The 15025-nt window shown below is 40.3% G+C and carries 19 protein-coding genes; 10 read left to right on the top strand and 9 right to left on the bottom strand.

Features of this window, described 5'->3' with window-relative positions; translation table 11 throughout:
• Positions 1 to 91: 91 nt before the first annotated feature.
• Both EGN73_RS06995 and rlmH read right to left on the bottom strand, forming a co-directional pair.
• Entirely contained in the window at positions 92 to 898 is an 807-nt protein-coding gene (locus tag EGN73_RS06995; RefSeq protein ID WP_219287830.1) for a hypothetical protein, read from the bottom strand.
• Positions 899 to 998: 100 nt separating this feature from the next.
• Positions 999 to 1472: a 23S rRNA (pseudouridine(1915)-N(3))-methyltransferase RlmH gene (gene rlmH / locus EGN73_RS06990; protein WP_219287829.1), complete on the bottom strand. Its 474-nt coding sequence runs from the start codon at positions 1470 to 1472 to the stop codon at positions 999 to 1001.
• A gap of 231 nt (positions 1473 to 1703) precedes the next feature.
• Here rlmH and EGN73_RS06985 point away from each other — a divergent pair, with 231 nt between their 5' ends.
• Complete coding sequence (locus EGN73_RS06985) at positions 1704 to 2204, top strand: fasciclin domain-containing protein (RefSeq protein ID WP_219287828.1); 501 nt, start codon at positions 1704 to 1706, stop codon at positions 2202 to 2204.
• 51 nt (positions 2205 to 2255) lie between these two features.
• Here EGN73_RS06985 and EGN73_RS06980 read toward each other — a convergent pair whose 3' ends face one another.
• On the bottom strand, positions 2256 to 2729 hold the full coding sequence (locus EGN73_RS06980) for a YcxB family protein (RefSeq protein WP_219287827.1): 474 nt from the start codon (positions 2727 to 2729) through the stop codon (positions 2256 to 2258).
• A gap of 168 nt (positions 2730 to 2897) precedes the next feature.
• On the opposite strand from EGN73_RS06980, the gene EGN73_RS06975 reads away from it, so the two are divergent.
• Entirely contained in the window at positions 2898 to 3128 is a 231-nt protein-coding gene (locus EGN73_RS06975) for a hypothetical protein (RefSeq protein WP_219287826.1), read from the top strand.
• On the opposite strand, the gene EGN73_RS06970 is transcribed toward EGN73_RS06975, so the two are convergent.
• Positions 3125 to 3544, bottom strand: a complete 420-nt coding sequence (locus EGN73_RS06970) for a Fur family transcriptional regulator (protein ID WP_219287825.1) — start codon at positions 3542 to 3544, stop codon at positions 3125 to 3127. The two genes, EGN73_RS06975 and EGN73_RS06970, sit on opposite strands and share 4 nt — an antisense overlap.
• A gap of 170 nt (positions 3545 to 3714) precedes the next feature.
• Between EGN73_RS06970 and EGN73_RS06965 the strand changes: the two genes are divergently transcribed.
• On the top strand, positions 3715 to 4848 hold the full coding sequence (locus tag EGN73_RS06965) for an NAD(P)/FAD-dependent oxidoreductase (RefSeq protein ID WP_219287824.1): 1134 nt from the start codon (positions 3715 to 3717) through the stop codon (positions 4846 to 4848).
• Here EGN73_RS06965 and EGN73_RS06960 read toward each other — a convergent pair.
• Positions 4836 to 5726, bottom strand: coding sequence for a UbiA family prenyltransferase (locus tag EGN73_RS06960; protein ID WP_219287823.1), 891 nt, complete (start codon positions 5724 to 5726; stop codon positions 4836 to 4838). The genes EGN73_RS06965 and EGN73_RS06960 overlap by 13 nt on opposite strands.
• 86 nt (positions 5727 to 5812) lie before the next feature.
• On the opposite strand from EGN73_RS06960, the gene EGN73_RS06955 reads away from it, so the two are divergent.
• Genes EGN73_RS06955 through EGN73_RS06945 form a run of 3 tightly spaced genes read left to right on the top strand, consistent with a single transcriptional unit; the run spans position 5813 to position 8485 of the window.
• Positions 5813 to 6889 carry a type III polyketide synthase gene (locus tag EGN73_RS06955; protein WP_219287822.1) on the top strand — a complete coding sequence of 359 codons (1077 nt, stop codon included), beginning with the start codon at positions 5813 to 5815 and terminating at the stop codon, positions 6887 to 6889.
• Positions 6889 to 7590, top strand: coding sequence for a methyltransferase domain-containing protein (locus EGN73_RS06950; RefSeq protein WP_219287821.1), 702 nt, complete (start codon positions 6889 to 6891; stop codon positions 7588 to 7590). Before EGN73_RS06955 ends, EGN73_RS06950 begins: the two co-directional genes overlap by 1 nt.
• A gap of 52 nt (positions 7591 to 7642) precedes the next feature.
• Positions 7643 to 8485, top strand: a complete 843-nt coding sequence (locus EGN73_RS06945) for a mechanosensitive ion channel family protein (protein WP_219287820.1) — start codon at positions 7643 to 7645, stop codon at positions 8483 to 8485.
• A gap of 56 nt (positions 8486 to 8541) precedes the next feature.
• On the opposite strand, the gene EGN73_RS06940 is transcribed toward EGN73_RS06945, so the two are convergent.
• The 4 genes from EGN73_RS06940 to EGN73_RS06925 form a co-directional block, all read right to left on the bottom strand.
• Positions 8542 to 9369 (bottom strand): hypothetical protein, encoded by an 828-nt coding sequence (locus EGN73_RS06940; protein WP_219287819.1) that lies wholly within the window; start codon positions 9367 to 9369, stop codon positions 8542 to 8544.
• A gap of 172 nt (positions 9370 to 9541) precedes the next feature.
• Positions 9542 to 10378: a hypothetical protein gene (locus EGN73_RS06935; protein WP_219287818.1), complete on the bottom strand. Its 837-nt coding sequence runs from the start codon at positions 10376 to 10378 to the stop codon at positions 9542 to 9544.
• Positions 10379 to 10477: 99 nt separating this feature from the next.
• Positions 10478 to 10630 (bottom strand): hypothetical protein, encoded by a 153-nt coding sequence (locus tag EGN73_RS06930; RefSeq protein ID WP_219287817.1) that lies wholly within the window; start codon positions 10628 to 10630, stop codon positions 10478 to 10480.
• Positions 10631 to 10632: 2 nt separating this feature from the next.
• Complete coding sequence (locus tag EGN73_RS06925) at positions 10633 to 11076, bottom strand: hypothetical protein (protein ID WP_219287816.1); 444 nt, start codon at positions 11074 to 11076, stop codon at positions 10633 to 10635.
• A 186-nt stretch (positions 11077 to 11262) separates the two neighbouring features.
• On the opposite strand from EGN73_RS06925, the gene EGN73_RS06920 reads away from it, so the two are divergent.
• The 4 genes from EGN73_RS06920 to purE all read left to right on the top strand — a co-directional run bounded on the left by EGN73_RS06920 (position 11263) and on the right by purE (position 15025).
• Positions 11263 to 13020: a MutS-related protein gene (locus tag EGN73_RS06920; RefSeq protein WP_219287815.1), complete on the top strand. Its 1758-nt coding sequence runs from the start codon at positions 11263 to 11265 to the stop codon at positions 13018 to 13020.
• Positions 13021 to 13091: 71 nt separating this feature from the next.
• A complete protein-coding gene (locus tag EGN73_RS06915) occupies positions 13092 to 13244 on the top strand; it encodes a lmo0937 family membrane protein (RefSeq protein ID WP_219287814.1) in 153 nt (50 codons plus the stop codon).
• 124 nt (positions 13245 to 13368) lie between these two features.
• Complete coding sequence (locus tag EGN73_RS06910) at positions 13369 to 14508, top strand: 5-(carboxyamino)imidazole ribonucleotide synthase (protein ID WP_219287813.1); 1140 nt, start codon at positions 13369 to 13371, stop codon at positions 14506 to 14508.
• Position 14509: 1 nt separating this feature from the next.
• Positions 14510 to 15025: a 5-(carboxyamino)imidazole ribonucleotide mutase gene (gene purE, locus EGN73_RS06905; RefSeq protein WP_219287812.1), complete on the top strand. Its 516-nt coding sequence runs from the start codon at positions 14510 to 14512 to the stop codon at positions 15023 to 15025.

The raw sequence follows: 15025 nt of genomic DNA, 5'->3' as shown, positions 1-15025 counted from the left end.
CTAGAATTCATAATGCTTCAGATCTTAGCTTATTTATCCTTTGACTGAGTCCATGCTAACAAGCGTTGAAGTACTCGAATTGAAACCTATATCAGCGCAAAAGTGCTAAAAGTTGGACTTTGAATTTATTGATCCGTGATGAGGGATATAAAAATTCAGCCTTTAGCAATTGTGAGTAGGCCCCTATAAAGTCTTCCTCATAAAACTTTTTGATGGCATCATTGTAATACTGTAAGCCGCCAAGCTCTCTTAGGCCGATTTCATTGAAGGTCCTATTTTGAATAGGAAATTCGTCCATTTTCCCCAAGTACTGAAGTTTATCCTGAAGGTCTGCTCCTGCAGGAAGAAAGTTGGATTCAAATTTTTTGACCTGCTCATCACCGACCAAGAACCCGTTTAAAGGAAATGTGCTCTCCATTATGAAAGGTTGACCGGACACCATTCCCTTTATGTACACGTGAGCGTCTGTTTCCATTACCTTAAAATCAAAGCCAAATTTTTCCAATAACATAGCAAAAACCCCGGAGCCTGTCACACAATCAAAAATTCCATCATGAAGTGTTTTAGAGAAGTTTGCATGCTCCTCATAATTAACGAACAAATTCTGCTGGGTCAGAAAAAAAACATCCTCCAAAAACCTAAGCGAGTCTGTCTTGGAAAGTTGTTTTGATTGCCGGAAAAGTTTTTTGTTAAGTTTCGCCCAAGAGGGTGAATGTAAGTTATCCCGCGGTTCTAATGCCTGCAATAACAAAAAATAATCTGATTGATACCGGGTAATCAATTCTTCTTCTTTCTCATTTTCAAAAATCCTCAGTTCAGCCAATACATTACTCTCCTGGCTCCAGACTTCCACACTGAAGATTGCCAACAGCAGTATTTGTAAACCTACATTTTTCACTTCTTGTAATGTATAACTGAAAACTGATTAAAGTTAACAATTATTTAACATTAAAGAAGTGATTATTGTTTTTTGTTAACATTAAATTAACATTAGATATTTACTGATGGTGATAGGGTTCGTTTTTGAGTATAGTAAATCCTCTATACAGCTGTTCAATAAAAAATGCCCTGACCATTTGATGGGAAAAAGTCATTTTAGATAGGGAAAGCTTACCGTCAGTTCTTTGGTAAACAGCATCAGAAAAGCCGTAAGGTCCTCCAATCACGAATACAAGGTGTTTTAGGCCTGCATTCATTTTTTTCTGCAGAAATTCCGAAAAATCCATGGATGAAAGCTGCTTGCCATTTTCATCCAAAAGTATGACATGATCGGAAGTTTGTAATTTTTTGAGAATCAGCTCTCCTTCCTTTTCTTTCTGGGATTTTTCATCCAGGTTTTTGGTGTTTTTCAGGTCCGGGATGATATCCAAAGAGAACTTCACATAAAACCCCAGTCTTTTGCTGTATTCATCGATCAAAGCCTGCACGGCACTGTGGTCTGTCTTGCCGACTGCCAGTAAGGATATTTGCATGTTCCAAAATTACGCTCAAAGTGCAATCCTTAAAAATCTTACAGTATTTTTCACTTTAAAACTCTTACCGATCATCACAATTTTTGTCAAAAAGATGTGTCAATCATCAAATAACAGGTACAAGCTGTAAAATAAAGAAAGTGAAAAAACTTAAGTTTTAAATCCCTAATGTTTTGAAAAACAATAGGATAGGTTTTATGATTTATATCACAAACTAAAACTATTATTTCCATGAAAAAATTATTGACTTTTGCATTGCTCGTGGCATTTTTCACGACCACTGCATTCACCGCAAACAAAAATGCTACAATCTACGAGGAAAATGACATTGTAGACTTAGCTGCATCTACTGATTTTCTATCCACTCTGGTAGCTGCTGTACAAGCAGGTGATTTAGTAGATGTACTGAAGGGAGATGGACCTTTTACGGTTTTTGCTCCTACAAATGATGCTTTTGCAAAGCTTCCTGCCGGAACTGTTGATGAGTTATTAAAGCCTGAAAACAAGTCCCAGTTAGTAGCTGTCCTTACCTACCATGTAGTACCTGGAAAAGTATATTCCAAGGATCTTAAAGATGGAATGAAAGCAAAAACTGCACAGGGATCTGAAGTAACGATTTCTCTTAAAGACGGAAGCGCTAAAGTAAACAACGCCACAGTTACTACTGCTGACATTGAAGCTTCTAACGGAGTGGTTCATGTCATCGACACAGTGATTCTACCACCTATGTAATCCTTTATGAGCATATAAAAAAGCCCTTTGCTTAGTGGCAAAGGGCTTTTTTTATGCCACATATCCTTTTCTTTTAAGGATAGTTTCTACGAACTTTTTGTCATTATCAGAATTAAAAATCTTGAAAGGCAGATGGATAAACTGCGCCTTTGACATGGTAAAAATAAATGCATCTTTTTTTATTTCTGCTTTTTTGATCATATCCCACTTCACTGGCATTCCCTGTTTGGTGTTGATTTTCATCAGGACTTGCCTACTGTCTATTTCATAAGCCATTTTTTCAAAAATAACTTTATTTTGCTCCATCTGGGTAACTCCGGCAAACTGTATCACCCAAAACAACCAATACAAAGCATATGCAAGTATGGCCATGCTTATCCACCACCACGATGCTATCCAAAAATAACCACTCGCTATAGCGAGGGCTATCAAGACTACCCACCATTGCTCTTTTAAAATATTACTCAATCCAATTTTGATATAGGTACCTGTCTCTAGTTGGTACTTTTTGGTTTTTACAATCATCTGCTTAATTTTTTCAGAGCGCAAATATCCTATTATCTGCCCTATTTCACAAATTGATCTCCAATGCACATGAATTTTTAAGAAAAAATCAAATCAATCTGCACGCTAAAAGGTTAATACATTGACTTCTAAAATGAAAAGTATTAATTTAAAGGAAATTTTAGTAACATGAGTAGCTTGGTAGTAGATCTGGTTTTGTGTGGTGTTGCCTATGTGGTGCTGATATATTTTGTTGCTACCTTGACAAAACCGAAAATTTCCAAAAGAGGTGACAACAATGATGATGGTGATGGCGGTATAGAAGACCTGACTCCGCCTAAAATCGATCTCCCACCTGGTATCATTTGGCCATCAGACGGCCCTAAAACAAAAAATCCCTCTGATCCTTTGGAAGTCTAGTTGCATTCGTCGCAAACACCAGTCACCAACAAACTCATCTCTTTGTTGACATATCCCTTTGGTAAACTGATTTTAGGCAATGAAGCCTCCTCTATACATTTTGTCTTGCCACAGACCTCACATTTGAAATGTACATGATCATGGTCGTGGGAATGAGTACCATGCTCGTGATGGCCACATAAGGCATACTTGGTTGCCCCACTGTCGTCCAAGACCTTATGTATCAGATCACTTTCAAGAAAAGTCTTCAAGGTCCTGTAGATGGTCACACGGTCATAGCTTTTTTTCAGAGTTTCCTCCAGATCAGCATGGGACAAGGCACTTTGTTTTTCTGAAAAAGTATCCAATACGGCCTTTCGGCAGTTGGTCACTCTGAGATTATGGTCTTTTAATATTTGGGCAGGACTTGGAGACATGGCATTTACGTTTCTTCGTTTGTAAAAATAACCAATATTTTGAGAATGGAAACTTTGTCTTGGTGCAGAGCAGACTTTCCACTCCCAAAAACTTAAACCATAATTAAAGCTTGAAAGTTGTTTTCATGAAATTCTAAGGAAAATTATTGCAATCTTCACAAAAAAGAAACGTGGATCACAAGGAAATCATCATTATAGGAGGGGGATTAGGCGGGCTGACAGCGGCACACCGACTTGCCAAAGCTGGCAGGCAGGTCTTGTTGGTAGAAAAGAAGTCGTACCCATTTCATCGGGTGTGCGGTGAATATATTTCCAATGAAGTGCGTGGCTACCTCATAGAAGAAGGCCTTTTTCCCGAGTATTTCCATCCCACAGAAATCCGAAACTTTGAACTTGGTTCTATTAAGGGAAAAATCGCCAAGATGCCCTTAGACTTGGGAGGGTTTGGAATCAGCAGATATGTGCTGGACGATTTTATTTATAAAAAATGTCAAAAAGTAGGTGTGGAGTTTTTTTTGGAAACAGAAGCAGAAGAAATCAATTATTATCCCGAAAGGGAAGAATTTGAAGTGAGGCTCAATGACGGTCAGACTGTTACTGCCCATCATGTGATAGGAGCTTTTGGAAAAAGATCAAAAATAGACCGAAAACTCAAACGCAACTTTATGGACCATAGAAGTCCTTTTATTGGAGTGAAATATCACATCCGTACGGACTTTGATCCCCACACCGTTGCACTTTATAACTTCGAAGGAGGCTACTGCGGGATCAACCGGATAGAGCAGAAGAAGTACAACCTCTGCTACCTGGGAAATGCTTCCCACCTAAAAAAGTACGGCAACATAGCCGCCATGGAGGAAAATGTCATTTTCCAAAATCCTCAATTGAAGTCCATTTTTCAAAACTCCGAATTCCTATTTGACAAACCGGAAGTAATCAACGAAATCAGTTTCAGACCAAAACCACTCATAGAAAATCATATTTTGATGATAGGAGACGCTGCTGGTTTGATTACACCCCTTTGCGGAAATGGTATGGCCATGGCCATTCATTCAGGGAAAATTCTAGCTGACTGCATACTTCAGCACAAGAATAGACAAGATCTGGAAAAAGCTTATTTTCAAGAATGGACCAAATATTTTAAAAACCGGCTTTGGGTTGGCAGAAAAGTTCAGTGGCTTTTTGGTTCTTCCATTTTTTCGGAACTCTCAGTCTCCCTTATCAAAAACTCAACCTTCCTTGCCACCCAAATCATGAAAAGAACACATGGAAGTCCGATTCATGATAAGTCTTACAGTACCTGAAGAATCTGGGTGTTTTCGAGAAAATACCAGATGAAAAAGATGTTCAATGCCAGACCGGAAATTCTGTTCATCCACATTACCCAGTCATAATTGACATATTTTTCGGGATCTTTTTTAGCAAAATAAAACCACACCATAAAATAAAGCACCACCGGAAGCATGGCCATCAAAAAGCCCCACAACGCCTGATCCTGATTTCTGTCGAGAAAAAACCAACTAAACAATACTCCGGTCAGCAAAAACCATACTGCGGAAAAAACGAATGTTCCCTGTATGCCAAGCTTGAGACTGAGGGTGATGTCGCCCCTCTTGCTGTCTTCTTCATGTTGGTACACTTGTGTGAGGGGATAAGAACCCCAAAGCATTACAGAAGTCAACATCCCCGGCAGCAAAACATGAGGCTTCAGGAATACTTCCCAACCAAAATCGCTCAATCCCGCATAAGCCATACAAAAAGTGAAAGCTCCCTGAAATAAACCTGCAATAAACCAACTCGTATAGGGATACTTTTTGAGCCTGATCCAAGGGTGGCTGTAAGCCATAGAGACCAATCCATAGACCAAAAGCATCGTGGCAAACTGAAAATTGATTACCCAGCCCATGGCTATGGAAATAGCAAAGAACACAAGGGAAAGAAAATATAGCCCTTTGCTGACTCTTGGAGGGTTTCTCAGTCCCCCAATGCTTTTTTCATCTTTATCGAAGTAACTGTTATATCCATTACTGGAAGGATAAAGAAAAAGATGCAAGGCTACCAAAACCAACAAAATCCGCTCTCCATTGTGATTTGGGGTCAAAGCAAGGGCAAAAAAGAAAATAGGGAGGAGGAAAAAGGAAAAGGGAATCCTAAGATGCTTCCAACTAGAGCTTTCAAACATATTTCAATTTTGTTGTTAACTTTTAGAACTTGTTGATGTTTACAATTCAATGTCTAAATTAGAAAAAAATAGTTTAATTTAATTTGATGAACAACCATATAGTGAGTATTGGTACTGCAAGCCCTGGCGAAGCCATTCCGCAGTTGCAGATTGGTGAATTTATGAAAATTGCACATAGCCTGGATTCCACAGAATCAAGAAAGCTAAATTTTATATATAAGCATTCCGGTATCGAAAGCCGGCACAGTGTTTTGGAGGATTTTAAACATAGCGACCCTTCAAAATTCAGATTTTTCCCGGACAACCACTCATTGGAGCCCTTTCCGAGTACAAAAAAAAGGATGGGCCAATTCCGGGATAGTGCTTTTCCACTGGCCAAAGAGGCCATCTCCACATGCCTACAAAATGCCCTGACTTATCCAAATGAGATCACCCATTTGGTGTTGGTTTCCTGCACCGGTATGTTTGCCCCAGGTCTGGAGCTGGAAATCATCAGCAAAATGGGTTTTGCTTCAGATGTAGAGCGCTATTGTATACACTTTATGGGCTGCTATGCGGCATTCAATGCGCTTAAGCTCGCCGATAGAATTTGTGACTCCAGCCCCGAGTCCAAGGTATTGATTGTTTCTGTAGAACTGTGCACCTTACATTTTCAGAAAGAATACAATGAAGACAACTTGTTGGCCAATGCTATTTTCGGAGATGGAGCTGCTGCAGCATTGGTATGCAAATCAGACACAGGACTCAAAATTTCAAAGTACAATTCAATGCTGTTTCCCGAAGGCAGACAGGACATGGCCTGGGAAATCGGGGATTTTGGATTTGAGATGAAGCTGAGTAAGTACGTACCAGAACTTCTTCAAAAGGGCCTGGAAAAAGTAAACGAGCACCTTGAAAAGCTATATGGCCTTTCTTCCATCAAAAACTTCGCCGTGCACCCTGGAGGAAAGCAGATTCTACAAAAAGTAGAAACTGCCTTCCAAATAGATGAATCCCAAAACAAAGCTTCGCATGAGGTCCTTAGCAAGTTTGGTAACATGTCCTCTGCTACCATTTTATTTGTTCTGTCCAGCTGGCTTTATCACAATGAAAATGCCGCTAAAATATTGGCCTTAGGATTTGGTCCAGGCCTCAGTTTAGAAACTATGTTATTGGAAAAATAATGGGAAAATTTACCCACCGTAGCACAAGCAAAGAAATCATGGATGACCTCAAGGTAGGAGGAGAAGAACTGGAGCAGACCCTAAAGGAACTCCGGACCATCAACAGACTCCTGGGAGGGAATCATGTGACTATTGCTGGCATGAAGAATTTGATCAAGTCAAACCCTAAGGAAGATTATACCATTGCCGATATTGGATGTGGGGGTGGTGATATGCTTCAGATCATTGCTGATTGGGCCTATAGAAAAGAAATCCCCTGCGCATTGATTGGTATTGATGCCAATGAAAATATCATCAGTCTCGCACAAAAAAAGCTTTACGACTATCCTAACATCAGATTTCAGGTAGCCAATGTTTTTGACAAGGATTTCCTTCATGAACCTGTAGACATCATCAATTTCACGCTTTTTACCCATCATTTTACAGATGAGGAACTTATTTCCCTACTCCGAACATTAAAAGATAAGGCCAAACTTGGGCTGGTCATCAATGACCTTCACCGGCACCCTTTGGCCTACTATAGCATAAAGCTACTGACCAGATTTTTCTCAAAATCAGAGATGGTGAAAAATGACGGCCCTATTTCCGTTTTAAGAGGGTTTAAAAAATCAGATTGGGAAAAAATCCTCAACAAATCCGGCTTTGATCATGTTGAAATTTCATGGAATTGGGCTTTTCGCTGGAAAGTCTTAGCCTATTAAGCTAACTTTGAACCTGAATTAGCATTTATTTTCTAACAAAATTCAAACACAGATGGAATTTAATTACGAAACCGTCCAAATAATTCAGCAAAAAGCCATTGACTTGGTTTTTGAGGCGGGACCGATTATTTTGAAGGCAACTGTCCTTTTGCTCATAGGTAGGTGGCTGATAAAGTTTTTATTACGTCAAATGAACAAGGGTCTTATCAGATATGAAATCGACCCTTCACTGGCTACATTCTTCAAAAGTTTTCTTAGTGCCATCCTATGGGTAGTATTGCTGATCGCAGTAGCCACTACTTTGGGAATGCAGATGACTTCCTTTGTGGCCATCTTAGGTGCTGCAGGTTTGGCAGTAGGTTTGGCTTTGCAAGGATCCTTGTCCAATTTTGCGGGTGGAGTCCTGATTTTGGTCTTCAAACCATTCAGAGTTGGAGACACCATAGAAGCCCAAGGGACACTTGGATCTGTGGAAAGCATAGACATTCTTTATACCAAAATCAGAAACTTTGACAATAGGGTAGTTACCGTTCCAAATGGTGCTTTGGCCAACAACTCCATAGTAAACCTCTCCCAAAAACCAACCAGAAGGGTAGAAATGTCCGTAGGCGTAGCTTACGGCACAGACCTTAAAAAAACCCGTCAGGTAATTCTTAACACTTTGAAAAAAGACGAAAGAATTCATGCAGATCCCGAACCGGTCGTGAAATTTATAGGATTCGGGGACAGTTCCCTTGATCTTACCGTTAGGTGCTGGGCAGATGCCGCAGACCTCTGGCCGGTTTACTGGGACAATATGGAAGCCTTAAAAGAAGCGTTTGAGGCCAATGATATCGAAATCCCATTCCCACAGAGAGATGTCAATCATTACTATCCCGAAGGGAAAAAAGAATAATCAAAAAAGGAGCTTTTCGCTCCTTTTTTGATTTCCTTCTATCTAAAATCAACATACTAATCTAAGGTCAGCCTGATGGATTCATCCTCAAGTATGACGGTAATTTCCCTATCACATTTGCCTTGACCATAATCTACTTGAAACACAATAGATTGAGACAGACTTAAAAAGCCCATCCCCTCACTGGCAATCCAATTTCCTGTATGGGTGCAAGTCTTAACATACACCAAAGGATAATAAATATCTGACGTAAAATCGACTCCTGATCTGCTTTTAACTGATGAAGAACCAATAATTTCGGTACGCATGTCTTGGTCATGCAAGAAAAATTTCCTGTTATGACTTATTTTAACATTTGATTGACCCCCATCAGTCCACGTAAGCTTGCCGTTATCCATTTTTATTTCAAAAGACAAAGTCATATAGTTAAGGTCAATTCCTTTATTCGTGGTAACCCGCGTACCTTCAATTTTCACTCCATTTACAAAGTAATCTTGAAAGTTGACCGTAATCGAAGCGGTAGGAAAGGATATCATACCGGTATAATTAATGATTACTCTGCCATTCCTTGTGATTCCGTTTCCACTCGTGCACCCATCTCCAAAATCCACAATAATGCGCTTGTTTTCCGGGAAATGTGTCACAATTGCCTCATCACACAAATCTCCAAAAAAATTACCCTCCGTACTGTACACAAGCCTGTAGATTTGTAATGCAATTAGAGCAACATTATCAGTATCAGCAAAAACAGCATTGATTTCCGCATCCTCTACAATGGTCGAGTAAGGATTAAGACCTGGGTCTGGAAGGGGATCATTTTCATGACAAGAAATTAGCAGAATATTGCTTATGGCTATCAACAAAGTCAACCTTTTGAGAATCATAATCGGACGATTTATTTAATTGAAAAATTCTCCACAAATAACTACAAAAAACATTGAAGTTTAATAATGTAATTTTAATTCGGGTTTAGCAGAAAAATCTGATCCAAAACAAATATTGGCTACTTGGAATGAGGCAGATACTGTTTTATAATTTCTATCTGAAATCAACATACTAATCTAAGGTCAATGTGATAGTTTCACCTTCAAGCCTGACGGTGATTTCCCTGTCACATTCGCCTGTCCCGTAATCCACCTCGAATAAAAATGCCTGTGAAATGGTGATAAGGCTCTTCCCTTGACTTGGAATCCAATTGCCGGTATTGGTACAGTTCTGAAAGAATACCAAAGCCTCTGAAATTTCGGCATTAAAAGCTACTCCAGTCCGGCTATTGCCTGAAGTAGTTCCAGTAATTTCTGCCCTGATCCCTTCGTCTTCGCCTGGAAGAATAAATTTGCGGCTATGATTGATCGCTACAGTGGCTTGAGAGCCATCCTCCCAGGTAAGCCTGCCATTGTTTACTATGGTTTCAAATGTAATGGTCCCTTCATTAAGGTTGATTCCTCTATTCGTAGAGGTTCTGGTCCCTTCAATTTTCACCCCATTTACATGATAGTTTTCAAAATTCACCGTGACTGAAGCACCCGGAAATAAAATTACACCTGTATAGTCAATCAAAAGTTTTCCCTTTCTGACAAGTCCATTGGCACTGGTACAACCTTCTTTGAAATCTACCACAATCCTCCTTTCATCTGGAAAATGCGTTACTTCGGCCTCCGCACATAGATCCCCAACAAATTCTACCTGAGTTCTCAGTCCTTGACCGTTTGCTGAAAGCGCAAACAACGCAATATTATCTGTATCCGTAAATGCGGCATTGATTTCAGCATCTTCTTTTACGATTTGGGCATTCGGGTTTGGCCCAGGATCCGGCAGAGGATCCTCTTCGCTACAGGAAATCAATATGACAGCTGCAAGTAGCAGATAAGGGAGGTTAGGAAAGCATTTCATGGTTTGAAGATCGGTTTGAATATGTAAACCAAATATAATCAATTCTCTAATGTAAAGAATCTGCTCAAACCATATAAAAAAGTCGGTACTTGCGAAACCTTAGCGGCCACTTTGTTTTGAATTTTCTTTCTTCTGGGATTTTCCTCCACAACCAATATTCTTTCCAAAAGGGATATCTTCGGGAATTCCTCCAAAACCCTCTTCTATATCCCAGTCTTCTGCGGGTTTTTCATCCTTCTTTTTCTTGCTCATGGTCAATAAATCAGCTCTGCATCCTGAATAATAAAATTGAGCTCTTCCAGGTCACTGTCGTTTAACTTGAGCTTTCCTTTGACCGTAACAATCTCATCTACCTTTACCCTTCTTCCAGGTTTCTTTTTCAGGTAACCTACCACTACACTTTCAGGCCCAGCACCTCCACAGAAAAAACACTCTGCATTCGGAAACTTAGAAATCACCGCAATATTGGACGCATTCATTTCCAAAGGAATATAAAAACCTGTAATGGAAACTTCCTTGCCCTCCAAAGCCTTCAGCTCATCAGGGAATTTGGGATACAAAAAATACATGCCATATTCTCTATTCAGCTTTTCTACAAACCTTGTTTTACCAAGTAAAGCCCACATATCCTTTTCCGGCATTACCATCGCGGAGGCAGATATCAGTAAAATCAGTATAATCGGAATTATCTTTTTCATCGTATTGACCAGAAGCAAAGAAGACTCCGGCGAGGCCGGAGTCTATTGTCAACCACCATCATTCAAATGAAGAGAACACTACATGAATGATAATAGTCAAAGGTAATAAAATATCTTCAAATTTATGCAACATAGTTGCATAAAATTAAATATTTTAAAGAATTTCACATTTTTTATCTTTGGCCTATGAGAATAGACTTTAAAAATGAAGATCTGGCAAAGATTCTTTCAAAAACTAAAAAGAAAACACTGAAGATCACACTGATACGCCTATTGGTATTTTTTTCCCTGATACCCATATTTATACTGAGTGTTACCGATTTTCCGCTTCTTTTTTTACTCTTACTGATGCAGTTGGTATTTTTCATTGTCCTGATCATTCAGTTCAATGCCTCCAAGGACAAAGAAGCTTTCATCATAGAACTGATCAAAATGGAGGAAGAAAAATCGCTCCGAAAAAACAGAAAACTTTCTTCTTTTGACCCTGGAAATGAATATCAATCCAAAACCCACCCCTTTGCCATAGACTTGGATTTGTTTGGGGAGCATTCTCTTTTCCAACTGCTCAACCATACTGTCAATAGAAGTGCAAAAGCCAAACTGGCCGCACTGATGAAAGAAAACCTTAATGCTGACAAGGCCAAAGTCCTAAAGCCTGCAGTCGATGAACTGGCCGAAAATCCTGATTTCCTAAGAAGCTTTGAGGCAAATGGCAGGGCATTTATAAAAGAAGAGAAGTCCAAGGATAAGTTTTACAAATGGATGGACACCAGATCCAACTGGAAAAAATTGTACTTCGCACCAATGATAATCGGGCCGGTGTTGGGCCTTTCTCTTGTACTTGGAGTTGCGATAGGTATTTTTCCTCTTTCCTTCCTGAGCATTTGGATTCTATTTGGTCTGTTCTCTTTGAGCTTTGTCTTCAAACCCCTCTTGGAGGCTGGAAAGATTTTCCCTGGCTCAGGAGACATTAAAACCTACAGAATTTGGTCAGCGGATTTGGCTGAGCATTCATTTGAAGATGAATACCTAAAGAAGCACTCCAAGTTATTTAAGAACCAAAACAACATCCCAAAGGGACTCAAAACCCTTGAGCAGGTTTCTTTTTTGATCGAAAACAGGATCAATCTTATGTATTTGATTTTTAACATCCTTTTTTGGCTGGATTTTTTCCTCTTTTGGAAGCTTGAAAAATGGAAAAAGAACTACCAAGGTCACCTGAAAGAATTGGACAGCGTGTTTGATCATTGGCAAGTACTGATATCGCTTGGTGCCTTTACCTCGGAAGAAGGTCTTAATGGGGAAATAAATTGGACCTCGGAAGAAAAGCTTGAATTTGCCGATCTGAAACACCCACTTCTAAGACGGGAAAAAGCTGTAGCAAATGACCTGGACTTTGCTCCAGCCATTCAGACGGTTTTACTGACAGGCTCCAACATGTCCGGCAAAACTACTTTTATGAGAACTATCGGTACCAATCTGGTTTTGGCCAATATGGGCCTAAGGCCTTTTGGGAAAAGTTTGCTCATAGGCCCCTTTCAATTGTACACCAGCATGAGAAACATGGACAATTTAGGTGAAAGCGTGAGTTCATTCTATGCCGAATTGGCCAGAATCAAGCAGGTGCTAAATGCAGCTGAAAACGGCCAAAAAGTGTTTTTCCTCATGGATGAAATTCTCAAAGGCACCAATACAGTGGACCGGATACAGGGAAGTGAGGCCCTGATCAAACAGCTGGCAAATACCGGGTCCAAAGGGATTATCAGCACCCATGACATTGAATTGAGTGCACTGGAAAGCAGCCTTAGCTACTTAAAAAATTTCAGCTTCCACAGTGAAATTTCAGACAATGAAATCCATTTTGACTACAAGCTGAAAACAGGCCCTTGCCCTAGTTTCAATGCACATAAACTGATGGAGTTGATGGGCATTAAGTTTAGTTGAGATTTTTGTTTTGGCACAAAGCTTGTAACATGATGTTCATAATCAATTATTTAACTTTAACCAAAACAATTATGAGCTCTTTATTTTATTTGATCGCCGTGATTTTGATCATAGGTTGGGTCTTCGGCTTCTTTGTATATAGCGTTGGTGGATTGATTCATATACTATTGGTATTGGCAGTCATATCCGTACTACTGAGATTGATCGGTGGAAGAACAGTGTAGAAAGTAATCATTATAATAAATGAACCCGCTCAGGCGGGTTTTTTTTATATTTTCCCCTATTCTCAGCTACATTTTCAGAAACCTGCATTTTTCCCTTATTTTTGGGCAACCAAAGCCTTTCTCTGTGCAAGTCAATTACCAGCAAAAAACTTTAGGAATACTTGGAGGTGGTCAGCTAGGCCGCATGGTCATTCAGTCTGCCATCAATTATAACATCGACATCCATATCCTCGATCCGGATCCGGATGCACCATGCAAGTCCATCTGCCAGAAATTTACTCAAGGCAGCCTAAAAGATTATGATACGGTGTATCAATTTGGACAAGACTGTGACATCATCACCATAGAAATTGAGAGTGTCAATACAGATGCCTTGGAAGCCCTTGTCAAAGAAGGAAAAGAAGTGTACCCTCAACCTCACATCATCAGGTTGATCCAAGACAAAAGGACCCAGAAAGCATTTTATAAAGAAAAAGGAATTCCCACAGCTGACTTTATTCTTACCTCAGACAGGGCAGATGTATTGGCCCAAAGGGACTTTTTGCCTGCTGTAAACAAACTGGGGAAAGAAGGCTATGATGGCCGGGGAGTTCAGCTGCTCAAAGACGAAAGGGATTTGGAAAAGGGCTTTGATGCCCCTGGCTTATTGGAAAAGTTGATCGATTTTGACAAGGAAATTGCTGTAATTGTATCTAAAAACAAAGCAGGAGAGGTGAGTGCATTCCCGGCAGTAGAATGTGCCTTCCACCCTACGGCCAATCTGGTGGAGTTCTTGTTTGCTCCGGCAGAAATCTCAGAAAAAATCGAAAAGCAAGCGCAGCAAATTGCCCTTCAGGTCATAGAAGAGCTGGATATGGTAGGGATTCTTGCAGTAGAAATGTTTGTCACCAAGGAAGGAGAAATCCTTGTGAATGAAATTGCCCCAAGACCGCACAACAGCGGGCATCACAGCATAGAAGCCAATATGACTTCTCAGTTTGAACAACACCTCAGGTCTGTGCTTGGGATGCCATTGGGTGACAGCAGCCTGAGAACTCCCGCAGCCATGGTCAATTTGCTCGGTGAAGATGGGTTTTCCGGAGAAGCATTTGTAGAAGGATTGGATGAAGCCCTGAGTGAAAAAGGGGTCTATATCCACCTGTACGGCAAAAAATTCACCAAGCCATTCAGAAAAATGGGGCATGTGACCATCTTGGACGAGGATCCGAAAAAGCTTAAGGAAAGGGCTCAAAAAATTAAAGCATTGATCAAAATAAAAGCATAATATGGATATTCAGGTAGGAATCATCATGGGAAGCAAATCTGATTTGCCCATCATGTCAGAAGCAGCAGCAGCCCTCGAAGAGTTGGGTGTAGGGTATGAACTCACAGTAGTTTCCGCCCACAGAACTCCTGAGAGAATGGTAGATTATGCCAACTCTGCAAGAGACAGAGGCCTCAAGGTAATCATCGCAGGTGCAGGTGGAGCCGCCCACCTTCCCGGCATGGTAGCCTCCATGACCTCCCTTCCCGTGATCGGTGTGCCGATCAAATCTTCCAATTCCATAGATGGATGGGACAGCGTATTATCGATTTTGCAAATGCCCGGTGGCATTCCTGTCGCTACAGTAGCACTCAACGGAGCCAAAAATGCAGGCATTCTTGCAGCATCCATCATTGGAGCTTTTGATACAAGCATAGGAAAAAATCTGGATCAATATAAGGAAAGGCTAAAAGCCAAAGTCATCGAGTCCGCCGAAGAACTGGAAACCAAAGGCTGGAAAAAATTTCTTTCACAATAA

Origin of the sequence: Arthrospiribacter ruber (assembly GCF_019343195.1) — a bacterium.
Lineage (GTDB): Bacteria > Bacteroidota > Bacteroidia > Cytophagales > Cyclobacteriaceae > Arthrospiribacter > Arthrospiribacter ruber.
This window is presented reverse-complemented; position numbering and strand designations above follow the sequence as displayed.